Source organism: Pedobacter flavus (genome assembly GCF_036324285.1).
Taxonomy (GTDB): domain Bacteria; phylum Bacteroidota; class Bacteroidia; order Sphingobacteriales; family Sphingobacteriaceae; genus Pedobacter; species Pedobacter flavus.
On the sequence record NZ_JAZDQU010000002.1, the window covers coordinates 988,127 to 1,013,597 of the forward strand.

General features: G+C 31.7%; 20 protein-coding genes and 1 tRNA gene. 13 read left to right on the forward strand and 8 right to left on the reverse strand.

Annotated elements, in window-relative coordinates; all coding sequences use genetic code 11:
* Positions 1–75 precede the first annotated feature (75 nt).
* A complete protein-coding gene (gatC, locus tag VRU49_RS10580; RefSeq protein ID WP_330146753.1) occupies positions 76–366 on the reverse strand; it encodes an Asp-tRNA(Asn)/Glu-tRNA(Gln) amidotransferase subunit GatC in 291 nt (96 codons plus the stop codon).
* Complete coding sequence (locus VRU49_RS10585) at positions 363–1,094, reverse strand: lysophospholipid acyltransferase family protein (protein ID WP_330146754.1); 732 nt, start codon at positions 1,092–1,094, stop codon at positions 363–365. The genes gatC and VRU49_RS10585 overlap by 4 nt, the downstream gene beginning before the upstream one ends.
* Before the next feature lie 68 nt (positions 1,095–1,162).
* On the opposite strand from VRU49_RS10585, the gene trpS reads away from it, so the two are divergent.
* From trpS to VRU49_RS10640, 11 genes are all read left to right on the forward strand, one after another.
* Positions 1,163–2,161 carry a tryptophan--tRNA ligase gene (gene trpS / locus VRU49_RS10590; protein WP_330146755.1) on the forward strand — a complete coding sequence of 333 codons (999 nt, stop codon included), beginning with the start codon at positions 1,163–1,165 and terminating at the stop codon, positions 2,159–2,161.
* Positions 2,162–2,198: 37 nt separating this feature from the next.
* Positions 2,199–2,813 (forward strand): deoxynucleoside kinase, encoded by a 615-nt coding sequence (locus tag VRU49_RS10595; RefSeq protein ID WP_330146756.1) that lies wholly within the window; start codon positions 2,199–2,201, stop codon positions 2,811–2,813.
* 16 nt (positions 2,814–2,829) lie between these two features.
* On the forward strand, positions 2,830–3,564 hold the full coding sequence (gene kdsB, locus VRU49_RS10600) for a 3-deoxy-manno-octulosonate cytidylyltransferase (RefSeq protein ID WP_330146757.1): 735 nt from the start codon (positions 2,830–2,832) through the stop codon (positions 3,562–3,564).
* Entirely contained in the window at positions 3,561–4,121 is a 561-nt protein-coding gene (locus tag VRU49_RS10605) for a hypothetical protein (protein ID WP_330146758.1), read from the forward strand. The genes kdsB and VRU49_RS10605 overlap by 4 nt, the downstream gene beginning before the upstream one ends.
* Before the next feature lie 99 nt (positions 4,122–4,220).
* A complete protein-coding gene (locus VRU49_RS10610) occupies positions 4,221–7,004 on the forward strand; it encodes a TonB-dependent receptor (protein WP_330146759.1) in 2,784 nt (927 codons plus the stop codon).
* On the forward strand, positions 7,004–7,762 hold the full coding sequence (locus tag VRU49_RS10615; RefSeq protein WP_330146760.1) for a GLPGLI family protein: 759 nt from the start codon (positions 7,004–7,006) through the stop codon (positions 7,760–7,762). The genes VRU49_RS10610 and VRU49_RS10615 overlap by 1 nt, the downstream gene beginning before the upstream one ends.
* 122 nt (positions 7,763–7,884) lie before the next feature.
* A complete protein-coding gene (gene pyrG, locus VRU49_RS10620; protein ID WP_330146761.1) occupies positions 7,885–9,498 on the forward strand; it encodes a CTP synthase in 1,614 nt (537 codons plus the stop codon).
* 21 nt (positions 9,499–9,519) lie between these two features.
* A complete protein-coding gene (gene yidC / locus VRU49_RS10625) occupies positions 9,520–11,313 on the forward strand; it encodes a membrane protein insertase YidC (protein ID WP_330146762.1) in 1,794 nt (597 codons plus the stop codon).
* A 154-nt stretch (positions 11,314–11,467) separates the two neighbouring features.
* Positions 11,468–14,320 carry a S9 family peptidase gene (locus tag VRU49_RS10630; RefSeq protein ID WP_330146763.1) on the forward strand — a complete coding sequence of 951 codons (2,853 nt, stop codon included), beginning with the start codon at positions 11,468–11,470 and terminating at the stop codon, positions 14,318–14,320.
* Positions 14,321–14,370: 50 nt separating this feature from the next.
* Positions 14,371–15,540, forward strand: coding sequence for a M14 family zinc carboxypeptidase (locus tag VRU49_RS10635; RefSeq protein WP_330146764.1), 1,170 nt, complete (start codon positions 14,371–14,373; stop codon positions 15,538–15,540).
* A gap of 2 nt (positions 15,541–15,542) precedes the next feature.
* Entirely contained in the window at positions 15,543–16,814 is a 1,272-nt protein-coding gene (locus tag VRU49_RS10640; RefSeq protein WP_330146765.1) for a nucleoside recognition domain-containing protein, read from the forward strand.
* Between the two features lie 102 nt (positions 16,815–16,916).
* Here VRU49_RS10640 and VRU49_RS10645 read toward each other — a convergent pair whose 3' ends face one another.
* The 3 genes from VRU49_RS10645 to VRU49_RS10655 all read right to left on the reverse strand — a co-directional run bounded on the left by VRU49_RS10645 (position 16,917) and on the right by VRU49_RS10655 (position 22,266).
* Complete coding sequence (locus VRU49_RS10645) at positions 16,917–18,338, reverse strand: SusD/RagB family nutrient-binding outer membrane lipoprotein (RefSeq protein WP_330146766.1); 1,422 nt, start codon at positions 18,336–18,338, stop codon at positions 16,917–16,919.
* Positions 18,339–18,348: 10 nt separating this feature from the next.
* Positions 18,349–21,558: a SusC/RagA family TonB-linked outer membrane protein gene (locus VRU49_RS10650; RefSeq protein WP_330146767.1), complete on the reverse strand. Its 3,210-nt coding sequence runs from the start codon at positions 21,556–21,558 to the stop codon at positions 18,349–18,351.
* A 279-nt stretch (positions 21,559–21,837) separates the two neighbouring features.
* On the reverse strand, positions 21,838–22,266 hold the full coding sequence (locus VRU49_RS10655) for a PaaI family thioesterase (RefSeq protein WP_330146768.1): 429 nt from the start codon (positions 22,264–22,266) through the stop codon (positions 21,838–21,840).
* Positions 22,267–22,367: 101 nt separating this feature from the next.
* On the opposite strand from VRU49_RS10655, the gene VRU49_RS10660 reads away from it, so the two are divergent.
* Together VRU49_RS10660 and VRU49_RS10665 are read left to right on the forward strand one after the other, a co-directional pair.
* Positions 22,368–22,451 (forward strand) — tRNA-Leu (locus VRU49_RS10660).
* Positions 22,452–22,595: 144 nt separating this feature from the next.
* Entirely contained in the window at positions 22,596–23,288 is a 693-nt protein-coding gene (locus VRU49_RS10665) for an SOS response-associated peptidase (protein WP_330146769.1), read from the forward strand.
* Positions 23,289–23,354: 66 nt separating this feature from the next.
* On the opposite strand, the gene VRU49_RS10670 is transcribed toward VRU49_RS10665, so the two are convergent.
* The 3 genes from VRU49_RS10670 to lolA1 all read right to left on the reverse strand — a co-directional run bounded on the left by VRU49_RS10670 (position 23,355) and on the right by lolA1 (position 25,462).
* Positions 23,355–23,828 (reverse strand): hypothetical protein, encoded by a 474-nt coding sequence (locus VRU49_RS10670; RefSeq protein WP_330146770.1) that lies wholly within the window; start codon positions 23,826–23,828, stop codon positions 23,355–23,357.
* Between the two features lie 120 nt (positions 23,829–23,948).
* On the reverse strand, positions 23,949–24,710 hold the full coding sequence (locus VRU49_RS10675; protein WP_330146771.1) for an MBL fold metallo-hydrolase: 762 nt from the start codon (positions 24,708–24,710) through the stop codon (positions 23,949–23,951).
* 101 nt (positions 24,711–24,811) lie between these two features.
* On the reverse strand, positions 24,812–25,462 hold the full coding sequence (gene lolA1 / locus VRU49_RS10680) for an outer membrane lipoprotein periplasmic chaperone LolA1 (RefSeq protein ID WP_330146772.1): 651 nt from the start codon (positions 25,460–25,462) through the stop codon (positions 24,812–24,814).
* Between the last annotated feature and the right edge of the window lie 9 nt (positions 25,463–25,471).

Genomic DNA, 25,471 nt, shown 5'->3' on the forward strand with positions numbered 1-25,471 from the left:
TTATATTTTTAATAAAATGGTTTCTTTTTTGTTTTAATTTAGACAGCAGAAACACTTTAATTGTTACAAGACTTTCTATTTTTCTATAATTTTAGGGACAGCAAAATAATCACCTTTCTTTAAAGGTGCATTCTTTAAGGCTTCCTCAGTAGTTAAATTTGTATTGGCCTCATCCGTTCTCCAACAATTTACAGCAGAATTTAAATAAACTAATGGTTCTACATGATTAGTATCCAATTCATTTAACTTATCCATAAAAGTTAAAATTTTTGATAATTCGGCTGACAAAGAATCTAATTCCTGATCTTCAACTTTAATTCTAGCCAAATTTGCTATTTTTTGGGTGACTTTGTTATCAATTTTCATGGATAGGAGATTTTTTGTTTCATAATTTCGTAAACCTTATCTTTCAAATCATTAGCCATAGAAACATCCATGTCTGCAGTTTCAATTGGTGCATGCACAAATATCTTAATAATTCCTGGAGTTGTACCCCTTTCTAATCCACTATCCCAAACATGTTCCCATAAATTAATTATGCTTACTGGCAAAATTGGAACTTTCTTTTCAATGGCTAATCTAAATGGACCATTCTTAAACTCTAAAAGCTCAGGTGGATAATCATTTCCTATTTTTCCTTCAGGAAAAATTATTAAACTCATATTGTTTTCTAAATTTTCCCCAACCCTTTTAAAGGCCTTGAAAGATGATATTCTACTTTCCCGATTTACAGGTATATCTATTGTTTTGAAAAATATCCTCCAGAATGGGCTCTTCAAAAGTTCTTCCTTTCCAATAAAATGATATTTTCCTTTCGCTAAAACACACATCACCAAAATATCTATAGAAGAAGCATGGTTTGCGCAATAAATAAAAGTCCTCTTCCTGTTTATTTTTTGTTCATATTCAAAACGAAAAATTAATCCCCCAAAAAAAGAACATAATGTACAACTTAACGTTCTAAAAACATTTAAAATGCCATAGGTTTTCGGACTCCTCGAAAAAACAAAAAAGAAAGGGAGAAATAGTAAATTAAAAAATACTATCCAAAAAAATAGCCAATAAGCATGGATATATCTTAATATTCTAGTCATTTAATTCCAAAAGTATAAAAAACAATTTTGGTGCAGATAAACTTCTTTGTTTTTATTAATTTCGGCCTATGAAAGAAATCGTTGTTAGTGGTATTCGTTCTACTGGAAATTTACACCTTGGTAATTATTTTGGTGCTGTAAATAACTTTATAAAAATGCAAGATGAATACAATTGCTATTTTTTTATTGCTGATTTACATTCCTTAACTACACATCCTACGCCTGCTGATTTACATAATAATGTTAAACAAGTATTAATCGAGTATTTAGCTTGCGGAATAGATCCTGAAAAATCTACCATTTATGTACAATCTGACGTTCCTGAAATTTCGGAATTGTATTTATATATGAATATGAATGCCTATTTAGGCGAATTGGAAAGAAGCACCTCGTTTAAAGATAAAGTTAGGGCTAATCCTGATAACGTTAATGCAGGTTTGCTAACTTATCCTGTTTTAATGGCGGTTGATATTATTATTCATAAAGCCACTAAAGTTCCTGTTGGAAAAGATCAAGAGCAACATTTAGAAATGGCCAGAACTTTTGGAAATAGATTTAACAGATTATACAATCATGATTTATTTCCAGAGCCGTATGCTTTTAGTTATTCAGATAATTTAATAAAAGTTCCTGGCTTAGACGGAAAAGGGAAAATGGGAAAATCGGAAGGGGAAGGAAATGCTGTATTTTTAAGTGATAGCCCTGAAATAATCCGTAAAAAAGTTAGTAGAGCGGTTACTGATAGTGGTCCAACTCAACTTAATCAGCTAAAACCTGAGCCTATTCAGAACCTATTTGATCTAATGAAAATTGTATCTTCAGAAGAAACTTATAATTTCTTTAATGAACAATACAATTCAATGAATATTAGATATGGTGATTTTAAAAAGCAAATTGCAGAAGATATGATTATTTTAACTGCTCCAATGAGAGAAAAAATTCAAGAAATCTCCGCGGATAGTTTATATTTAAGCAAAGTTGCAAAACAAGGTGCCGAAAAAGCTAGAGAAAGTGCTCAAAAAACACTTAAAGAAGTAAGAGAAATTATTGGTTTTAAACCATTTTAAAAATACAACGGCCAAAAGCCAAAATAATAAAATCTAAATGCATATAGCAATTGTTGGAAATATAGGAGCTGGAAAAACAACTTTAACAGGTTTGCTAGCTAAACATTATGGATGGGAAGCTCTGTACGAAGCGGTAGATAACAATCCCTATTTAGAAGATTTTTATAGCGACATGAAACGTTGGAGCTTTAATCTTCAAATTTATTTTCTAAATAGTAGATTCAGACAAATTGTAGAAATAGAAAATTCTGATAGAAATGTAATTCAAGACAGAACTATCTATGAAGATGCTTATATTTTTGCTGAAAACTTACATGAAATGGCTTTAATGACCACACGTGATCATGATAATTACAAAGCTATTTTCGATAATATCACTTCATTTATTAAACCTCCAGATCTTTTAGTTTATTTAAGAGCATCGGTTCCTACACTTGTAAATAATATTCAACGCCGTGGTAGAGAATATGAAGCAGGAATAAGAATTGATTATTTAGGGAAATTGAATGAAAAATATGAGAATTGGATTTCCAATTATAAATTAGGTAAATTATTAATTCTGGATAAAGATCAACTTGATTTCACAAATAATCCTGAAGATTTAGGCACCATAATTAATTCCATTGAAAGAGAAATAAACGGATTATTTTAATATTTCATTAAACCCTATGAAAATTTTAGGTGTTATTCCTGCACGTTATGCCTCAACTAGGTTTCCTGGAAAACCATTGATAGAAATTGGAGGAAAATCTATGATTAGAAGGGTTTATGAACAAGCAAATCTCGCCAAATCTCTTACCCATGTAATTGTTGCTACAGACGACCAAAGAATTGCTGATGAAGTAGAAAGTTTTGGTGGCGAATACGTAATGACCAATTCTGCTCATGAAAGTGGAACAGATAGATGTGCGGAAGTTGCCAAAATTGTAGAAGGTTATGATGTTATAATAAATATTCAGGGAGATGAACCTTTTATTAATCCTTTACAAATAGATTTATTGGCAAATCTGTTTAAGGAAGATACTGAAATAGCAACGCTAATTAAGCCTATTCAGGAACAAGACGAACTCGTAAATCCTAATCTACCTAAAGTTGTTATTTCTAAACAAGGTAAAGCTTTATATTTTAGCAGAACCCCTATCCCTTATTTAAGAGGTGTAGATATTCATAATTGGAATGCTAAACATCAATATTTTAGACATATTGGAATTTATGGGTATAGAAAAAATATATTGCTTCAACTAACAAATCTGCCCATTAGTTTGTTAGAAAAATCAGAACAATTGGAACAATTAAGATGGCTCGAAAATGGATTTAATATTCAAACTGCCATTACAGAGTTCGAAACTATAGCTGTTGATGTTCCAGAAGATTTAGATAAAATTAAAGCATGGTATCTATGAAAACCCTATTTACAAAAACTTTAATCCTTTTTTTTACAGCCATATTTTTAATCGGTTGTAAGCAAGAAGAAAAACAGGAAAATGGTTTAGTGGTTAAAGAATCTAACGAGAAAGTAGAATATTCAAGAATTTACCCATTCACTGGTACCAATTCTAAAGATATTTTTACGGTAAATCTAAAAGGTTCTAAACCTGAAGATATGGTGATCGACTTTTCTATTCAAAATGAACAAAAAGAAGTAATTTATAATGTAAGTATTAAAGGTTTAGATTTATTAGGCAGTACAGATCCAAACTTAGATTTACGATTAAAAGAAGATCAAATTACCTTCATTAAAAATATTGCTAAAGATTTTTTAAATGAAGAACATTTTCTAGAACCAGCTGTAATGCCCGACCAAGAAATTGATACTTATACTCCTGACCCTAAATTTTTTGAGGAATTAAGAAAAAATGGTTTAAACGGTTTCATGTATAGATTAGGTAAAGAAAATAAATACTATATCGCCTATTCTATTACAGAAAAGAAAGTTAAAGTTTATTACAATTGTTGTTAACGTTAAAAAATGTTAAAATTTTTCCGATATGTTAAATTTATTTCATAACTAAAATTTTAGTTATATATTAGCTGTTAGTTCTAACCAAACCTAGCTAATATGAACCTTAAACTTCTTCTCCTCCTCTCCCTTTTTATCTTTTCGGTTTCTGCAACCATGGCGCAAAAGGCGCAGATAAAAGGTACCATTGTTGACATCGCGGATAATAAAAAATTGCCTAATAGCAATGTCTTATTGATTAGAAGCACAGATAGTGTACTTGTTAAATCAATGAGGGCCGACAATGATGGAAACTTTCATTTTAAAAATTTAAAGCAAGGTAGATACCAATTACTGGTTACTTACCCTAAAATGGCTGATTATATTTCTTATCATAATCTGTCTGACAGCTCCAACATAGATAAAAAAGTAATTGCAATGGAGTTAAAATCCAAAGTAATTGAAGAAATTATCTTTACTGCAAAAAGACAATCCGTTCGAATTAAAGGCGATACGATATCTTATGTAGCAGATAGTTTTCAGGTAGCTGCTGGAGCAAATGTCCAAGAACTATTAAAAAGACTGCCCGGGGTTGAAGTAAATGAAGATGGAACAATAAAAGCTCAAGGAGAAACAGTAAATAGAGTTTTAGTTGAAGGAGATGAATTTTTTGGAGATGATCCACTTATGGCTACAAAATACCTTAAAGCCAGCTCTGTAAAAGAGATAGAAATTTTTGATAAAAAAAGTAAAACAGCAGAATTAACGGGAATAGATGATGGAAAAAAAGATAAAACCATCAACATTAAACTCAAAGAAGATGCAAAAAACGGCTATATAGGCAATCTTGATGCAAACTCAAATTTAGATAACCTAAAAGATTTAGGTGGAATGGTAGGCATCTTTAAAAATAAGTTAAAAGCCGCTGTTTATGGTAATGTTGCAAATATTGGACTCTCTAGTCAGGCGAATAGAGCATTCGAAAATTTAACTGGTGGAGATTACGACATAATAGAAATGGGTGATGGCGCACCAATGATGATGTTTTTTGCAGGTGATGGTGATTATTTTAACCCCTCAAATGGGTTACCTAATAACAAGACATTAGGGGCGCACATTTCTGATAGACTAAAAGATGGAAAATTAGGCTATAAATTGAATTACAAATTTATGGATAGAGAAAATACAAATCTAACAACTTCTAATTTCCAAAGACTACTTCCCAATCAACAAGTTTTCATAACTAATGGAAATGCCGATAATTTTGGTTCTAATAAAACCAATAATTTAAAAGGAAATACTGAAATAAAACTGGATTCATTAACTACATTAAAATTATCTTTTGGAATAAATCAGAATGAAAATTTAAGCACAGTGAATGAATTTACTCAAACAAAAGATGGTAATGGATTAGACATTAGTAATAACCGCCAGCAAAACAAGGGTAATGGTTCTGGAAATACTTATAATGGAAACATTAACTATTCTAAAAAATTTAATAAAGCAAAAAGATCGCTTTCTATTGATTTACAACCAGAATTTAAAGATTCAGAAAGTAGGCAGAATAGCTTAAACCTTACCAATTACTACAACAATGCTGGTATTTTAAATAGAGTTGAAAACCTTGATCTTTTAAAGATTAATTCTGGAAAACAAACTTCATTCGCTTCAAGAATTACCTATTCAGAGCCAATTTTTAAAAATTTATCCTTATTAGGTACATATAGCTTTAAAAATACAGTATCAGAAAGTTTAAAAAATAGCTACGACAACACTAAAATTGTTGGAGGAAAACCCTCTATAATAGATTCATTAAGTAATAATTTCGACTTCAATTCTACATCTCATGTAGGCAGAGCCGTATTACAATATAGTAACCCTAACTTCTCTATGAACGTTGGATTAGAAGCTACACAAACCAATTTAGTGTTAAACGACTTAGATAGAAAAACCAAATTCAGCAGAAACTACATCAACCTTGGTCCGAATAGCTTTTTACGTTATAAAATAAACAGAAATAATACTTTCTCAATATCTTATAATGGATCAACCAGACAACCCTCATTAGACCAATTACAACCTGTTAGAGAATTAAACAATCCGCTTTATCAGGTAGTGGGAAACCCAAACTTGAAACCATCATTTAACAATAATATACATGCAAGTCTAGGAGGCTATAATGCAAAAAGCATGACCTATATTTCATTATCTGGTAATTATGGCTTTGTACAAAATGAAATTGTTTCTACTGAAATGATTGATGCTAACAACAAACGAATTATTAGTTATATAAACATTAATGGTAATAAAAATTATGGATTCGGCATTTCTGGCGACAAAACATATGATGTTCACGAATTATCAATAGATGCAAGCGTAAGGTATGGTAGAACAGAAAGAACAGCATTACTAAATAATATTTTAAATAAATCCATAAGTGAAAATATATCCACTCGTTTAGGATTTTACATTAGTCCAAAACCTTTTATAATTAATTATTCATTTAATGCTAATATTTCTAAAGGTAATTCTACTGTTGGCGCAATTTTCTCAGGAAATGCAATTACGTATACGCATTATGGAAGAATCACTGCAAATCTTCCCTACGATGTACAATTCATAAATACAGTTAATATTACTGATCGTCCAAGAAATGCGGCATTTAAAGATCCATTAAGTATTCAGCAATGGGATGTAGAATTATCAGTAAAAACCTTAAAAACCAAGAATTTAAAAATTGCCGTTTCTGTAAACGATATTTTAGATCAACGCTTAGGATATAATAGAAATGTTTCGGGTAATACAATCAGTGAGAATACTTTCAGTTATATTCCTAGATATGTTTTATTAGGTATTAACTATAATTTTTCAGGTAATTTTAAATCATCCTCAACTCAACCATAATGAAAAGAATATTAATTATTTGCATAGCCTTATTTGTGGTTCAAAAAGGAACTGCTCAAGAGAGTTTTAACTCAAGAGGAAAAATAACTTTTGAGAAATCTGTGAACCAAAAGCGTGTACTAGACGACAGTGATTGGTTTCCTAGTGAATATAAGGATAGAATATCTACTTATAAAAAAAGTAATTGGGAATACCAATTTAATGACACTCATGCTCTATATAAAGAAGGTGAGAAAAATGCTGTTTCAAATGAATTTATGTTTTATACTTCAGGAGGTAATGGTCAATTTTACACCCAATTTAAAGATGGAAAAAGAATTTTCGTAAAAGACATTTCAAGTGTACCCTATCTTTTAACAGATACAATTCCAAAATTAGATTGGAAAATTCTTCCTGAAATAAGAATGATTGCGGGTTATGAAACTAGAAAAGCAACTGCTGTATTTAATGATACCGTTACGGTTGTTGCATTTTATACAGATCAAATACTAACTCAGGGCGGCCCAGAAGGTTTTACTGGATTACCAGGTATGATTTTAGGTCTAGCGATTCCCCGTTATTTTACAACTTGGTTTGCTACAAAAATTGAAATACTTCCTGAGACAGCATTAAAAATTCAGCCTCCAACCAAGGGACAAAAGGTTGATAATGAAAAAGACTACGCTAAAATGTTAGATATATTTTTAAGATGGACAGATGATAAAGTTAAACCTAGTCCAGAAGAAATCCGACGAAGAATTTATAGCTTTACCCTTTAAAGACAAAATATCTTAAAATAAAAGAAGGCCAGATAGAACATATTTATTATCTTTGTATCCCGTACAAAAGAAACTAAAGCAGCCTCAAAAAGCTGCTTTAGTTTTTGCAAATCACACGCGAAATGACTAAATACATTTTTGTTACGGGGGGAGTAACATCTTCATTAGGTAAAGGCATAATTTCTGCCTCTTTAGCTAAACTTTTACAAGCAAGGGGCTATAGAACAGCCATTCAAAAGTTTGACCCTTATATTAATATTGACCCGGGAACTTTAAATCCCTATGAGCATGGTGAATGTTATGTTACCGAAGATGGTGCAGAAACCGATTTAGATTTGGGTCATTACGAACGTTTTTTAAATATTCCAACTTCACAAGCAAATAATATTACAACAGGTAGAATCTACCAAAATGTAATAGAAAAAGAAAGAAGAGGAGAATTTCTAGGTAAAACAGTTCAGGTTGTTCCACATATTACGGATGAGATTAAACGCAACATGCGTATTTTGGGTGAAAGTGGTAACTATGATATTGTAATTACAGAATTAGGTGGTACCGTAGGCGATATTGAATCGCTGCCATTTATAGAGGCTGTACGGCAATTTAAATGGGAAGAAGGCAATAACAATGCAATTGTAATCCATTTAACCCTAGTGCCTTATTTAGCTGCTGCAGGCGAATTAAAAACTAAACCCACACAACATTCAGTAAAAGCATTATTAGAATATGGCATTCAGCCAGATATTTTAGTTTGTAGAACAGAACGTCATATACCACATGATGTACGTAAAAAAATAGCATTATTCTGTAATGTAAATATAAATGCAGTAATAGAATCTGTTGATGCAGCTACCATCTACGATGTTCCTTTATTAATGATGAAGGAAAATTTAGACAAAACTGTTTTGGCAAAATTAAAATTACCGACAAAGCAAGAACCAGATATGGAAAACTGGAAAGCTTTTTTAGGTCGCCTAAAAAATCCAACCTCAGAAGTTACCATTGGTTTAGTTGGTAAATATGTAGAATTACCTGATGCTTATAAATCTATAATTGAAGCTTTTATTCATGCAGGATCCAAAAACGAATGTAAAGTTACAGTAGAATATATTCCTTCTGAATCTATAATCCCATCAAACGTTAAAGAAAAATTAAATCATTTAGACGGAGTTTTAGTTGCGCCTGGATTTGGTAGCAGAGGAATTGAAGGAAAAATTGAAGCCATAAAATACGTTAGAGAAAATAAAATCCCATTCTTTGGTATTTGTTTAGGTATGCAATGCGCAGTAATTGAATATGGTAGAAATGTAATTGGATTAAAAGATGCCAATACAGCCGAAATTGATGAAAATTGCGCAAATCCAGTAATAAATATGATGGAAGATCAAAAAGCCATCATAAATAAAGGTGGAACTATGCGTTTAGGTTCTTATGATTGTGATATTAAAAAAGGCACAAAAGCTTATTCGGCTTATGGCAAAACAAGAATTCAAGAACGTCATAGACATAGATATGAGTTTAATAATGCCTATTTAAAGCAATATGAAGATGCTGGAATGGTAATTTCTGGTACTAACCCTCAGACCAACTTAGTTGAAATTATTGAATTAAAAGACCACCCATTTTTTGTTGGTGGACAATTTCATCCAGAATTAAAGTCAACAGTTGCTAATCCTCACCCACTTTTTGTTAAATTTGTATCCGCTGCGATGGAGCAAGCACATAAAAAGTCTTAATTTTTAAGATTAAAGCATATAATGGATAAAAATACTTTCACAGGAATGTTCCTCATCTTGATTATTTTAGCAGGATCATTCTATTTTTTTAAGCCTTCTGAGGCAGAAATCAATCAAGAAAAAGCAAGAATTGCTGCAGATTCTTTAAAAAAAGTTCAAGAAGCAAAACCACAGGCTCAACAAAATCAAAATATAGCTAAACCTACATTAGATTCAGTTGTTTTAACTGGTCCTTTTGCTACTGCTAAAACAGGAACGGCTCAAGAAACTATCTTAGAAAATGAGAACTTAAAAATCACTTTCTCCAATTTAGGAGGAAAAATAATTAAGGCAGAGCTTAAAAATGAAAAAAACTACAAAGGTAATGTAGTTTCACTTTTGGACAACAAAGGTAGTTTTGGCTTAAATTTCATGGCCGAAGGAAAATTGATTAAAACCAATGAGCTATACTTTACCCCTACTGTTCAAGGTAATACTATTACTTTTAGAGCAAATTATGGCGAAGGAAAGTTGGTTGAATATGTTTACAACATTATACCTAACAGTAATAATGTTGACTTTAACATCAATCTAATTGGTCTAAATCAAATTATTACATCTAAAAATATCCAATTAAACTGGCAAGCATCTTTATATCAACAAGAAAAATCATTAAAAAATGAACAATCCTATTCTGGGTCATTTTTTAAATATGCAAACGAAAATCCAGACTACCTAAGTTTACATAAAGACGATTCTAAAGTTCTTGATGAAGGTAAAATAGATTGGATCGCATTTAAACAACATTTCTTCTCTGCTATTTTAATCCCAAAATCTGGGTTTGATAAAGGAGAAATGGAAGTTAAATTATCTACTGATTCAAATATTGTAAAGCATTATTCTGCAAACATGGATTTAGGTTTCAACCAAAATTCGGTTCAGAATTATAACATGCGTTTCTATTTCGGCTCAAATAAATATACTTCTCTTAAGGCTCAAGGCCATGAAATTGAGAAGTTAGTTGATATGGGATATTGGCCATTAAAATACATCAACAGATTTGTAGTACTTCCTTTATTTAACTGGTTAGAAGGATTAAATTTAGGATATGGATTAATTATTTTAATGTTAACGATCCTAGTTAAAGGTGCATTATCTCCATTAACGTATAAATCTTACCTATCAATGGCTAAAATGCGTGTGCTAAAGCCTGAGATGGATGAAATTAAGGAAAAAGTGGGTGACGATAACCCTACATTATTACAACAAGAATATTTAAAATTATACAAACAAGTGGGTGTAAATCCATTAGGAGGATGTTTGCCAATGTTATTGCAAATGCCTTTTATTATGGCTTTCTTCTTCTTCTTCCCTAATTTATTCGAACTACGTGGCGAAAGCTTCTTATGGATGGACGATTTATCTACTTATGATTCATTCTTCGAATTTGGGTTTAATATTCCTTTTATTGGTAATCACATCAGTTTAATGTGTTTATTGATGACCATTTCACAATTAATTCAAGCTTACTATAATAACTTAACCGCAGGTGCAGCTTCTAACAACCAAATGAAATATATTGGATATATAATGCCAATCGTATTTTTTGGAATTTTAAATAGCTATCCTTCTGGGTTAAATTATTATTATTTCTTAGCTAATATGATCACATTTGCTATGCAATTTGCTATCAGAAGTATGGTAGATGATGATAAAATACATGCTATTTTAAAAGAGAAAAAAGCTCGTCCAGTTGAGAAAAAGAAAAAATCTAAATTCCAACAAAGAATGGACGATTATATGAAACAACAACAGTTAGAAAAAAATAAAAAATAAGATTTAATAAATCTAACCTTTAAACCATCCAGTTGAATTAAAACGCTGGATGGTTTTTTTTTGACCTATAATATGTAAAATTTAGATATACATTATCATAAATTCCTAAATTTTAGCAATATTTATAAATTAAACTATTCTAATTATTAAACAAATGCATAGAATTCTAACTTTTCTAATTCTTTTTGTTTCGATACAAGGATTTGCACAAAAAAAACCTGTAGATCACTCTGTTTATGACACATGGGAATCAGTTGGCTCTAAACAAATCTCATCAAATGGGGTCTGGACTTCATTCGAAATTCTTCAACAAGAAGGTGATGCTAAACTAAACTTGGTAAATTTAACCAACAACACTAAAATTATTGTATCTAGAGCTAGTAGAGCTCAATTTACAAGTGATTCAAAGTTTGCTGCTTTTTCAATTAAACCATGGTATTCGGATATTAGAAATGCCAAAATTAAAAAAGTAAAAGCTGATGATCAGACTAAAGATTCACTAGGAATTACCAATTTAACTACTAATCAAACAACCAAAATTAGTAGAGTTAAGACATTTAAAATTCCAGAAGAAGGTGGTTCTATTATTGCATATTTAATGGAGAAACCATTAGATTCTGCAAAAAAATCAGCGCCTGCATCAAACCAAGCGCCTCGTCAAAATGATAGTGCAGACGATTTACTTTTTGCTGATGACGTAACCGCTGGTCCAAAAAATGAAGGAACAGATTTAATTTTCAAAAATCTTACTACAGGTGTTGCAAAAACAATAAAATATGTAGTTGATTATGATTTCAATAAAAATGGTTCTCAATTAATTTATACGGTTAGTGGCCCTAAAAAAGACTCAAAAGCACCAGTAGGTGTATTTATTTATAATACAGTAACTGGAACTACTAAACAACTGGTAAATAAAAGAGGTAATTTTAAAGGGTTTACATTTGATGAATCAGGTGATTACTTGGTTTTCTTAGGTGAAACCGACGCTGAAAAAAAAGAAATTAAAGATTTTAGAGTTTATTATAACGGATTGAGCTTAGATTCTGCTCAAGTATTAGTTGATAATGATTTTCCAGGTATTCCTAAAAATTGGTCGATTAGTGGAGATGCTAGATTAAGTTTTAGTAAAGATGCTAAAAGATTATTTTTTGGATTAGCACCTACAAAAACTCCAAAAGACACAACTATTGTGGATTTTGAAGTTGCAAAATTAGATATTTGGGGATATAAAGATGAGACTCTTCAGACTCAACAATTAGTAAACTTAGCAAGAGATAGCAGAAAAAGCTATTTAGCTACGATGGATATCTTAAGTATAGATCCAACGGTTGTTCCTCTTGCAGATTTAAAAGTGCCAAATGTGAGCATTATTAATGAAGGTTTAAGTCAATATGCTTTGGGTTCTTCAGTTGATCTAGAAGACCAAATTGCAAGTCAGTGGACAGGTTCTGGTTTATCTAATTATTATTTAGTTAATATTAATACTGGATCTAAGAAAAAAATCATCGAAAAACTATCTGGAAATGCAAGTGCTTCTCCTAGTGGTAAATTTATTTCATATTTCGATGATAGAAATGGAAATTGGTACACTTATGAAATTGCAACTGGAAAAACCACTCAATTAAATGCTGGATTAAACATTTCATTTGCAAACGAAACTAACGATGTTCCAGATAATGCAAATTCATATGGAATTGCGGGTTGGTTAAAAGACGATAAAGCAGTTTTAATTAACGATAGATATGATGTTTGGCAGTTTTCTCCAGATGGAAAGCAAGCTCCTATCAACATTACAAATGGCTTAGGTAGAAACACAAAATTCACTTTTAGAATTAAAAGATTTGATTTTACTGAAAGATTTATTGATCCTAAAGCAGATCTATATTTTGATGCTGTAAACAATATAAATAAAGATGCAGGATTATATTTTAAATCTTTAAACAGCAAAAAAGATCCAGTAATGGTAATAATGTCTGCAAACAAGTATTTAGGTTTTGTTAAAGCAAAAGACGCTAATAGATATGTTTACGACAAATCTAATTATGCAGTTTCGCTGGAGATCTATACAACAACAGATTTTAAAACTGAAGTAAAATTAGCTTCTACAAATCCGCAGCAAAACCAATATATCTGGGGTAAAGCAGAATTAGTAAAATGGACTACACCAAAAGGATACGAATCTGAAGGTATTTTATATAAACCAGAAAACTTCGATCCTACTAAAAAATACCCAATGTTGGTATATTTTTACGAAAAAGTAAGTCAAGATTTACATGGTTATATTCCTCCAGCACCTACACCTTCGAGATTAAATATTTCTTATTTTGTAAGTAATGGTTATTTAGTTTTTACACCAGACATTAGCTACGAAATAGGATATCCAGGAAAATCTGCTGAAGAATTTATTAATTCTGGAGTTGAATATTTAAAGAAAAACAGCTGGGTAGATGGCAGTAAAATAGGTATTCAAGGTCAAAGCTGGGGAGGGTACCAAGTTGCACACTTAATTACTCGTACCAATATGTATGCAGCGGCATGGGCTGGTGCTCCTGTTGCTAATATGACATCGGCATATGGTGGTATACGTTGGGATTCTGGTCTAAATAGACAATTTCAATATGAAAAAACACAAAGTCGTATTGGTGCAACTTTATGGGAAAAAAGAGATTTATATATAGAAAACTCTCCTTTATTCTTCCTAGATAAAGTGAATACACCTTTAGCTATTATGGCAAATGATGCTGATGGAGCTGTGCCATGGTACCAAGGTATAGAATTATTCACCGGACTTCGTCGTTTAGGAAAACCAGTTTGGATGTTAAATTACAATAATGAAGCACACAACTTGGTTCAACGTCAAAACAGAAAAGATATACAAATTAGAGAACAACAGTTCTTTGATCATTATTTAAAAGGTGCTAAAGCTCCTGTTTGGATGACTTCGGGTGTTCCTGCTAGCCAAAAAGGAAAAACTTGGGGTTTTGAATTAACAGATGATAAACCTTAAATAATATTTATTAAGTTTAACCGCCAATTCTAAGAATTGGCGGTTTTTTTATGGAATTTACTCAGATTTTAAATCAATATCATCAGTTTATAGAATCGTCATTAAAAGATAGATTTTTTAAACATTCACATATCGAACATCTAATCCGTAAATACGCCCATGTATTTAAAATAAGAAAACTAGGAAATTCAAACGAAAATAGGTCGATCCATTTGCTCTCATGGGGAGAAGGGAAAACCAAAGTTCTATTGTGGTCGCAAATGCATGGAAATGAACCTACAGGAACAATGGCCATTTTCGATTTACTAAATTTCATTCTTCAAAATCTGGACAAACCAGAAATTATAGCTTTACAGCAAAATTGTAGCCTGCATTTCATCCCTATGGTAAATCCGGATGGAGCTGAAAGATTTATTAGAAGAAATGCGAATCAAATTGATTTAAATAGAGATTATTTGGATGCAATAACAATAGAAGCATCTATACTAAAAAAAATTAGAGATGAAATAAATCCAGACTTCGGATTCAATTTACATGATCAAAGTACATTATGGAGTGTTAAAAATAGTTTAGAACCTGCAACAATATCATTTTTAGCACCAGCCTATAATGAAGAATGTTCTGTAAACAAAGTTCGGGAAAGAGCCATGTTAGTGATTGCTGATATTTATTCGACATTATCAAAATTTATCCCAAAGAACATTGGCTTATTCGATGAAACTTTTGAGCCAAGAGCCTTTGGCGATAATTTTCAGAAAAAAGGAACCTCTACCCTATTAATTGAAGCTGGTGGCTTACAAAATGATCCTGAGAAACAAAATATTAGAAAATATTATTTCCTTAGTATTCTAAAGGGCTTGCTTTCTATTTCCAATCAAACTTATTTAAACAAATCTGTAGAAGATTATAGGGCAATTTCGTCAAACGCAAAGCAACTTTATCATATAATTATAGAGCGAGTTTCGGTTAACGGTGTGGAAACCAATATGTGCTTAAATTTCGAAGAAAATAACCTCAATCATCCAAACGTTTGGGTGGTTCACGACATTGGTAACACGACTGGATATAATGGTTATACCAAATTTTTAAATGGACCCTTTAAAATTTTAGAATACGTTGAAGTAGACAAAGAGGCAAACTTTAAATTACTCAAAGACAATGAAATTATTTTGGTATTTAAAAATGGAAAATTAGTAGATTCAACCCTTCAAATAAACTAAAAATGGCATTAAGCAGAATATGGTCAGCATTTATTATTATAGCTATTGTTGTAGCAAGTATTAAATGTTTCTTTTTCGGTCAATCCGATATTTTTAATTGGATGGTTATTGGTAAGGCAGACGACCCTGCAAATCCGCTTAAAATCGACGGACTAATAGAAACATGCTGGACTGCAGTTAATATCTGTCTGAAATTAATTGGTGTAATGGCTCTTTTTATGGGCTTTATGAGCATTGCAGAGCGTGCAGGAGGCATTAGACTGTTATCTAGATTAATTGGTCCATTTTTTTCTAAATTATTTCCAGAAGTCCCTAAAGGTCACCCAGCAACTGGACACATGGTTATGAATTTCTCTGCTAATTTATTAGGCTTAGACAATGCAGCTACGCCTTTTGGATTAAAAGCTATGGAAAGTCTTCAAGAACTTAATCCAAGTAAGGATACAGCATCTAATGCGCAAATTATGTTCCTTTGCTTACATGCTTCTGGATTAACTCTTATTCCAGTTAGTATCATAGCTATTAGATCCTCATTAAATTCAGCTAATCCAACCGAAATTTTCATTCCATGTATGATAGCCACATTTGTGGCGACCATGGCGGCTATGTTAATCGTTTCATTTAAACAAAAAATTAATGTTTTTCAACCAGTAATTTTAGCTTGGGTACTTGGAATATCCTCTATTATTGCCTTATTGGTTCTTTATTTAGTGAGTTTAAGTACAACAGGATTACAAGAATTTTCCGGAATTTTAAGTAATGGACTATTGTTGTTAATATTTTTCCTAATCATTTTAGGCGCATTATATAAAAAAATCAACGTTTATGATTCATTTGTAGAAGGTGCAAAAGGTGGATTTGAAACCGCTATTAGAATTATCCCCTACTTAGTGGGTATGTTAATAGCTATAAGTTTATTAAGAACAAGCGGCGCTTTTGGTATTGTAATAGATGGAATAAAATATGTTTGTGCTTTATTAGGTGCCGACACAAGGTTTGTTGATGGAATTCCTACTGCATTAATTAAACCATTAAGTGGAAGCGGTGCTAGAGGAATGATGATTGATACCATGACTACTCATGGAGCCGATTCATTTGCCGGAAGATTATCTGCTATTTTACAAGGTAGTTCAGACACTACATTTTATATAATTGCAGTATATTTTGGAGCGGTAAATATAAAAAACACAAGATATGCAGTTGGATCAATGTTGTTGGCAGATTTAGCCGGAATTATTACTGCCATTACCTTGTGTTATATGTTTTTTGGATAAAAAAGATTAAAACTTCTAAACAAGAACTAAAAAATTTACTTAGAAAATAAAAAAGAGGCAGCCAATGGCTGCCTCTTTGCATTAAAAAAACATAAACTTCAATTATGGTTTATCCCACCAAACTCTTGCATTTAAATCGTCTGCTCCTCCATAAGGAAACGAGGTAACAGCTGCATCATAATTAATTTTATTATTATTTCTTTCTTGTGTACCATAACCTTCTCTTCTAGGTATAGGTTGGTTATTATTATTTGGCGCTGGTAGCAAGAAATTTGGATATCCTGTTCTTCTCCATTCTGCCCAACCTTCATAACCATGTAAGAATAAATGTACCCAACGCTGATTTCCAATTTGCATTAAAGCATTGGCCGGATTATAAGCAACACCAGCATTAGCCATATAAGCCGCTAAGCCACTAACATCATTATTATTCCATTGTCTAATAGATTGCTCAATAGCTCTATCGTAATAAGTTTTAGCCACAGAATCGCCACCTGTAATCCATCCTAATTTTGCAGCTTCTGCCATTGCAAATTGCGATTGAGCATAAGTCACTAAATGAACAGGTGAATTTTGTTGTCTAACCGCTGAACCTAATAACGAAAAATTAGCAATTACTGCACTTGTTGGCAAACCATAATCTAATCCAACATAATTACCAGCTCCATTTTTATTAGCAAATACTGGCAACCTTGGATCATTTAATGGTAACATATAATCAACCACAGGTTTACTTACAGCAAACCAATTTCTATTTAATCTTGTGAAAGAATTATACCAATAGTTTTCATTTACTTGTTCTGCAAGATGTGGATAGGACAAATTATCTGCATTAGAAGTCATTAACCCATTAGCAACTGCTTTATCAAATTCTGCCTTTCCTTTGGCAGGATCAACTTTAGAAAGTCGCAATGCCATTAACTGATGTATGGTATTTGCTAATTTTTTCCATTTCGTAACATCACCACCATAAACAATATCATTCTTCACATTACCACTAACTATAGTTGCATTAGCTTCATCTAATAATGTAAATAAGGCGTTGTAAATAGCTTGTTGACTATCATATTTAGGTGTAAAATTAGCATCTCCTTTTAAAGCTTCAGTATAAGGTAATGGTCCCCATCTATCTGTCATATGCCAGTAGAAATAAGCTTTTAAAATTTTTGCTATTGCTATTTGATTCGCAATTGGCCCTTCTGTAGGTTCTAAAGAAGAACTATTAATTACAGATTCTAAATTCATCAATGGGCCAGTGTATAAACCATAGAAACTAAAATATATGGTCGTATATCTACTATTATCTGGAAATGATGTATTAGATAAGTATTGAGGATAATGTACACCATAAGGCGATGAACTTATTCCTGGTAAAAACATCTGTGCATTCGCAATTAATTGCGTTCCAGATGCTTTAGATGGATTATTTGGATCCGTATTTAAGGATTCATCAAATTTCTTACATCCTGTAACTACTATGAGTATTGCAGCAATTACAATTCTATATTTATTAAGTATTTTCATAGTCAAAGGATTAAAAAGTTAAATTAAGGTTTAAACCAAAAGAGCGCACGGTTTGCAATTCTCCTTTTTCTATCCAGCTAATAGAAGAACTACCTGACGATAATTCAGAAGGATCTAATCCTTTTGGCGCTTTTTGATAAATCATAACTGGATTTCTTGCTATTGCAGAAAGTCTGATCGTTTTAAATGGCGATTTTTCTAAAAATTTGCCATCAAAATTATAACCAACACTTACTTCTCTTAATTTAACATAAGTAGCATCGTACAACCATTCATCGTAAATTCTTGTACCAATATTATTTCTAAAATAGTCTCTAGCATCAACATATGTTGAAACTTCTTGACCACCAACATTGGCCCCACCAACAATAATTCCAGGTCCATAAACCCCAGAAATTTTATATCCACCACCACTTGCAAGCGGTGCCCTTACATTTACGCCTTTATCATTAAGAACAGCTGTTTCATATGCTTGACCTGATTTAACAGACAACATTCTAGACCAGCTAAAGAATTGTCCGCCTTTTTGAAAGTCAATCATCGCTGAAACATCAAATTTCCAAACTTTAAAATTATTTAAGATACCTCCTGTAAATTTAGGAAGTACACTTCCAAAATTCTTTGCAGGATCAAATAAAGGCATTGCATTTGCTCCAAGCAATATTCTTCCTTGTGCATCATACATATAACCTGGACCAATTAAAGTACCAAATGCTGCATTAACATCAGATCTTATGGCTACTCTTTGGCTAGAATATACGTTCGCATCTAATTCTAAACCAGCAATTCCAGGATATAATTCAGGAACACTATTTTTATTTCGTGCAAAGTTGATGTTAGTGTCCCAAGTAAAGAATTTATTTTGAACTGGTCTTGCAGAAATTGCTAACTCAATACCTTTATTCTCAATTCTTCCAGCATTTACAATGGTATTATCAAATCCACTACTTCCAGATACTGCCAAATTGATAATTTGATTCTCATTAGCTTGTTCATAATAAGTAAACTCTAGTCCTAACCTATTATTAAAAAATTTCAAATCTGTACCTATTTCAAAAGATTTCGCGAATGAAGGCTTAATATTTGGATTTTTTAAATTATCTGGAACCAATAAAGTATTAATATTTCCCGCAGCAGTAGGATAAACCGACCCTAAAGCATAAGTAAATGCGGTTTGATAAGGTGATAAATCTGAACCTGCAATTGCATAACTCGCTCTAATTTTACCAAAGCTCAATTTGCTGCTATTTAACAATTCACTAAATACAAAACTTCCAGATACAGAAGGATATACGTAAGAATTATTATTAGAAGGCAATGCCGATGAAATATCGTTACGAACCGAAGCATCTAAGAAATAAGTGTCTTTATAACCAATTGATGCCATCGCATACATACTTCTTAAATGTTTCTTTCTTAAAAATGAAGTACTCGTAGGTCTATCTAATGAGTTCGCGGCTGTAAATAAACCTGGACTTGCCAATCCTCCATTTGTAGCCTGATAATTTTGAGAATAATTAACCGTATAAAGGTTAGCACCCACATTGGCACTCAATGAAATATCTCCCCAATTTTTCATGTATTGACCCAAAAATTCGTAGTTATTTTCAGTATTCTGATATTTTCCTACTTGGTAACCATCTACCAATCTACCGCCAAGTGGTTCTTTGTGGGTTATATTTTGAGTAAACATATCAGAACGAATAAATCCGCTTAATTTTAACTCAGGTAATACTTGAAAAGTAGCATTAATATCTCCAAATACTCTATCTCTACTATCATTATTTAAGACTTCATAAGCATCAAAAAATGGGTTATTCCAATCCGATGGTTTATTATTTACAATTTGTCCGGTAGTAGTATTTGGGTTAACATTCCAATTCAAAATAGTACCATCAGCATATTTATAATTTCTTAAACGATTTATATCAATATTTCTTTGAAACCATTGAACAGCACCAGTAAATGAACCTTGGTACCCTTGAGTTGGACGCTGACCAGAATTATTTGCATAATTTACATTGGCGCCAACAGTAAGCTTATCCGTAATTTTTAAAGAAGTATTTAAACCGAAATTATTACGCTCTAACCAAGTATTTGGGGTAACGCCTTTAATATCCGCATTGGTATAACTAAATCTAAAAGTTGTATTTTCATTACCTCCAGATAAAGATATATGGTTATTTAAATTTGAACCAGACTCGTAAAAATCTTTAATATTATTTGGTTGAGGTACAAAAGGGGTTAATTGCCCATACATTGCATCTTGCGGATAAAAACTATAATACATTCTTACCGGTGTACCATCCATTAATGGGCCCCAACTTTCATCGTTACCGTTAATGTATTTCTGACCATTTGCAAGCGTTAAAAAAGTTTGATTATTTCCTACACCATAAAGATTTTGAAGTTCCATAAAGTTACCTACACGTTCCACAGAAAATGAAGAATTATAGTTTACATTTACTTTTTTAGGCCCCATTGAACCTTTCTTGGTTTCGATAATAATTACACCATATTGTCCACGGATACCATATAATGCAGAAGCTGCTGGCCCTTTTAAAACATTAATTGATGCAATATCATCTGGATTAATATCTTGTGAAACGTTTCCATAATCTACACCATTTTCACTTCCCGCAAAATTACTCTGCGCTATTGGCGTTCCATCTACCACCATTAAGGGTTGTCCGCCACCAGTAATTGAGTTTACACTTCTAATTTTAATTTTCTGTGTTCCACCCATATTTGCACCCGAAGAACCAGTAACTTGGATACCAGCAATTTTTCCGGCTAAAGATCCAATAACATTCTGTTCCTTAGTTAGTGTTAAATTTTCACCACTCACAGATTGAGTAGCATAGCCTAATGATTTTTCACTTCTTTTAATCCCTAACGCAGTAATAACTACCTCACCTAACTGGTTCGTACTAGTGGTTAAAGCGATATTAATTTGGGATCGATTATTAACTGCAATTTCTTGTGGTTCATATCCTAAATAGGATACTTGCAGTATAGCATTTGATGGAGCTGTTAAAGCAAAAGTTCCATCAGAATTTGAACTTGTTCCGGTTGATGTACCTTTTACTTTAATACTTACACCTGGGATTCCTTGTCCGCTATTGGCATCTGTAACCTTTCCAGTTATACTCAACTGGGCGAATGTAGATACAGAAACCAACAAAAGGCAGGAAATAATTAAAATAATTTTTCTGCTCATAGTAGGTAATTTAAGTTTATGTTTAATAGGAAGTTATGGAAATATAACAGTAAATTAAAATACTGTTAATCAATTTATAATCTGACTAAATAAAAAGTAATCTCAAATAATTGAAAACAATAACAGAGACAAAGAATTTATTAAATTTCACTACGAAGAAAAAAATATTTTTTCGTGTGAAACTCACCAATTTTCTAATCAAATTATAAACAACAAGTGCTAGAAAAACACTTTTACTTTTTTAAAGTAAATTTTAAAAAATAGGGGGAAAATCAATTATTACACATCAGTCATATTAGATGTACCCCTTGCAATTAAACGATTTTTAGAAGGTAAAAATACGTCGCACTGAACATTAATTATTTTTCTACCACGCTTTATAATTGTAGTCTCAGCAATAATTAAATCACCTTCTTTAGCTGGCGCAAAATAATCTATGGAATTATTCACAGTAGTGTATGCCGAACTTAGTCCTAATGTATAAACAGTTGCTCCAATTAAATCATCAATTATTCCAGCTGTAACACCTCCATGTAAAATCTGCATAGGGTTAGTCATCTCCTTTCTAACTATATAACTGCATCTTAATTTACCAGGTTCTGCTACCAAAACTGTTGGTTTCAACCAATTCATGAATAAAGAAGGAGAATCGGTTACTTCTTTTCCTAAATTTTCTCTAAAACCAGCTAGTCTGTCATTTTCTTCCATGTTTTAAAGTTAAAAAAAGCCAGCAAAAAAGCTATTTTATTTTCCTTAATATTTGGTTTCTTACCTTCAAAATTGAATAAAAACTTATATTTGCATCATATACCCGGGTGGCGAAATTGGTAGACGCACCATCTTGAGGGGGTGGCGCTGGCAACGGCGTGGCAGTTCGAATCTGCTTCCGGGTACTTTAATTTCTACGTTTTTCTACTTCGATTTTAAATTTTATCAATAAAGCTTAACCTATATTGTAAAGCCCCCTAAAAAATTTGCGAGAGCAATTAAGAGTCTCCATTTTTCCCATATTATTTTAAAAATTTATAATTTAGGATATGTGCTATACTGCTACACAAATTAGTAAAGTAAATAAATTAAAGGATGTTTATCAAACTCCAATAATTATTCCTGAAGATATAGAAAAACAAGTACCTCTTTTTAAGGCCGATGGATTTGCACATCCTAACTTATGGGTTTTAATTAATGAAGGCTTACAGCAAATGCAATGGGGATTAATACCCAATTGGAATAAGCCTTATGCTGATATGCTTAAAATGTCTAATAATACTTTAAATGCAAGGAGCGAAACGATTAGAGATCTGGTAACTTTTAAAAATAGTATTATAAATAAAAGGTGCATAATACCTTTGGATGGTTTTTTTGAGTATAAACAAGTTGAAGGAAAAAAATTGCCCTATTTTATTTATCCAAATAACAATCAATTATTTAATGTTGGTGGTATTTTTTCAAATTATAAAAATCCAATAAATCAGGAATGGATAACTACCTTTTCTATTATTACAGAGCCTGCCAATGAATTTATGTCGAGCATCCATAATACTGCTAAGCGTATGCCATTAATCCTAAAAAGCGATATGATAAAGGATTGGATAAATCCAAATTCACCAGCTAGTTTAATTGATGATTTACTTAGATATACTAGCGATGATAGTTTATTTTCAGCACATCAAGTTAAAAGTGATTTAAAAAAAGCGCCAAATAATGAAAGTGTTATAGCGCCTATTTAAATTAAAATGAGTGCTGATAAAATTATCAGCACTCATTTTAAAGCTTCAATAAACTAAAGTTAATCATTAATCTTCTTTACAAGCCACAGGAACTAGCTCAAACTTACTGTTTGAATAATCTATAGGCGTAGCTTTACTAAAATAAGCACGACCTAATAAGGTTTCAACCTTACCATCGCCCATTATGTATTTACCATCTTTCTTTAGAAAGGCAACTGGATTACTATACGTAGTAGGAAGTTCATTTATTTTAAAATTAAAATTACCAATCAAAGTATCGCCCAACATTTCGCCCCTAAAAGTTCCAACGTATTTTTGATTTTTAGACCAGTAATGAATGCTCATATTGCCTTCTATAAATTGCTTTCCTGTATCTACTTGCATCCACAAAGTGTCGCGTTCATAAACAGATTGAAAACAGGCTAATTTAGCTTTTGCTATATTACTTTCACCTTTATTTCGATTACAGCCAACCGAAAAAAACAACAAAGCTGCGAAAGCAATGGCAATTGATTGAAAAAGTTTAGTTGATTTATTCATGATATAGAATTAAAATAATATGATGTAATTTCTACTCAAAATCCATAACTAAAAAGAAAATAAAGCGATAATTGTTTTATTTTTCTTTAATCAAACATAAGCTTTTAAAATTAATTAATACTAGATTATTATTTCCATGCCATCATAAGCCACAAATAATCCATCTGGTAATTCTTCAGAAACATCTTTATGAAGACCCATATGATGACTTAAATGAGTGAAATAGGTTTTTTCAGCCCCTATTTTTTCTGCAAATTCTACTGCTTCAGCCAGTGTAAAATGAGATAAATGTTCCCTTCTTTGAAGAGCATTGACCACTAAAATTTTTGTCCCTTTAATTCGCTCAATAGAACTTTCTGAAATAGTTTTAGCATCAGTTATATATGTAAAATCGCCAATTCTATAGCCTAAAACAGGCATTAGATGATGCATTACTTCTATCGGAATTAGTTGAGTATGTCCTATATAAAAGGGTTCTGAATCTATATTATGTAGTTTTACTTTTGGCAAACCAAAATAACCAGAATCAGCAAAAATATAAGCAAACTCTCTATGAAGAGCTGCTTGAACTCTTGGAACAGCATAAATATCAATATGCTTATTCATTAGATAATTAAACGGACGAATATCATCTAATCCGGCTACATGATCTTTATGTTCATGCGTAAAAACAATAGCATCTAAATCCTGAACATTCGCTCTAAGCATTTGATACCTAAAATCTGGACCACAATCTATTGTAAAAGTTTCCGTTTTTGTTTCAACAAGAATAGAAACCCTTAAACGTTTATCACGAGGATCTTCAGATGTACATACATTACATTTACAACTAATAACAGGAACTCCCTGTGAGGTACCGGTACCAAGAAAAGTAATTTTCAAATCTCAAATAATTAGAGATCTAAAATACAATTTTATTAATTTAAGGGCATAAAAAAAGGTTTAAATAAATTTAAACCTTTCCATTTTAGATCTTTATAATATTATCTTAAGTCTACAATTTCAACGCCAGGATATTTCTTAGCATCGAAAGTAAAAACGCTTTCTGTAACCTTAACATTTGGATTAAAAGAATCTACAGAATACGTATAAACAGAACCACCTTTATCATATATTATAGCTCTAACAATATTTTTTGCAGTTTTATGAACAGATAAAATTACTTTAGTTAATTGTTTTTTACCATCAACTGGTGTAAGTGTTATCTGATAAACTGGTTTTCCATTAACAGTAGATTCGCCACTAAATGAATATTTAAAACCCTTTTCATAAATAGTAAATAACTTAGCTGGATTTAAGGCTTCTTCACTATTATCAACATTGTTGATTTGTACTTCACCATCATTTTTTAAATATATCCACTGACTTTTCCCATCGCTAATTAATTCTTGATTAGTCATGGTTACTTTGTATTTATTACTGTTCGCTTTTGCTACAAGTGTACCTTTTTGTGCCTCTTTAACTTTAGCTTTTGCGTTTTCCAAATTCATTGTAAAGTTGGCGCTAAGCATAGTATATGAACGGTATTTCTTACTTACTTCAGCTAAAATTGTTTTTGCTTTAGCATCTCCTTGGGCATGGGCAGTCGACAAGAAAGCCGAAACCACAACCAATAAGGTTAATAATTTTTTCATTTTTTTGTG

Coding starts and splice junctions, on each gene's coding strand:
- kdsB (WP_330146757.1), top strand. CDS start 2,830: ATGAAAATTTTAGGTGTTATTCCTGCACGTTATGCCTCAACTAGGTTT.
- yidC (WP_330146762.1), top strand. CDS start 9,520: ATGGATAAAAATACTTTCACAGGAATGTTCCTCATCTTGATTATTTTA.
- VRU49_RS10670 (WP_330146770.1), bottom strand. CDS start 23,828: ATGAATAAATCAACTAAACTTTTTCAATCAATTGCCATTGCTTTCGCA.
- VRU49_RS10655 (WP_330146768.1), bottom strand. CDS start 22,266: ATGGAAGAAAATGACAGACTAGCTGGTTTTAGAGAAAATTTAGGAAAA.
- VRU49_RS10645 (WP_330146766.1), bottom strand. CDS start 18,338: ATGAAAATACTTAATAAATATAGAATTGTAATTGCTGCAATACTCATA.
- VRU49_RS10610 (WP_330146759.1), top strand. CDS start 4,221: ATGAACCTTAAACTTCTTCTCCTCCTCTCCCTTTTTATCTTTTCGGTT.
- VRU49_RS10585 (WP_330146754.1), bottom strand. CDS start 1,094: ATGACTAGAATATTAAGATATATCCATGCTTATTGGCTATTTTTTTGG.
- VRU49_RS10640 (WP_330146765.1), top strand. CDS start 15,543: ATGGCATTAAGCAGAATATGGTCAGCATTTATTATTATAGCTATTGTT.
- gatC (WP_330146753.1), bottom strand. CDS start 366: ATGAAAATTGATAACAAAGTCACCCAAAAAATAGCAAATTTGGCTAGA.
- VRU49_RS10615 (WP_330146760.1), top strand. CDS start 7,004: ATGAAAAGAATATTAATTATTTGCATAGCCTTATTTGTGGTTCAAAAA.
- VRU49_RS10665 (WP_330146769.1), top strand. CDS start 22,596: ATGTGCTATACTGCTACACAAATTAGTAAAGTAAATAAATTAAAGGAT.
- lolA1 (WP_330146772.1), bottom strand. CDS start 25,462: ATGAAAAAATTATTAACCTTATTGGTTGTGGTTTCGGCTTTCTTGTCG.
- trpS (WP_330146755.1), top strand. CDS start 1,163: ATGAAAGAAATCGTTGTTAGTGGTATTCGTTCTACTGGAAATTTACAC.
- VRU49_RS10595 (WP_330146756.1), top strand. CDS start 2,199: ATGCATATAGCAATTGTTGGAAATATAGGAGCTGGAAAAACAACTTTA.
- VRU49_RS10650 (WP_330146767.1), bottom strand. CDS start 21,558: ATGAGCAGAAAAATTATTTTAATTATTTCCTGCCTTTTGTTGGTTTCT.
- VRU49_RS10605 (WP_330146758.1), top strand. CDS start 3,561: ATGAAAACCCTATTTACAAAAACTTTAATCCTTTTTTTTACAGCCATA.
- pyrG (WP_330146761.1), top strand. CDS start 7,885: ATGACTAAATACATTTTTGTTACGGGGGGAGTAACATCTTCATTAGGT.
- VRU49_RS10635 (WP_330146764.1), top strand. CDS start 14,371: ATGGAATTTACTCAGATTTTAAATCAATATCATCAGTTTATAGAATCG.
- VRU49_RS10630 (WP_330146763.1), top strand. CDS start 11,468: ATGCATAGAATTCTAACTTTTCTAATTCTTTTTGTTTCGATACAAGGA.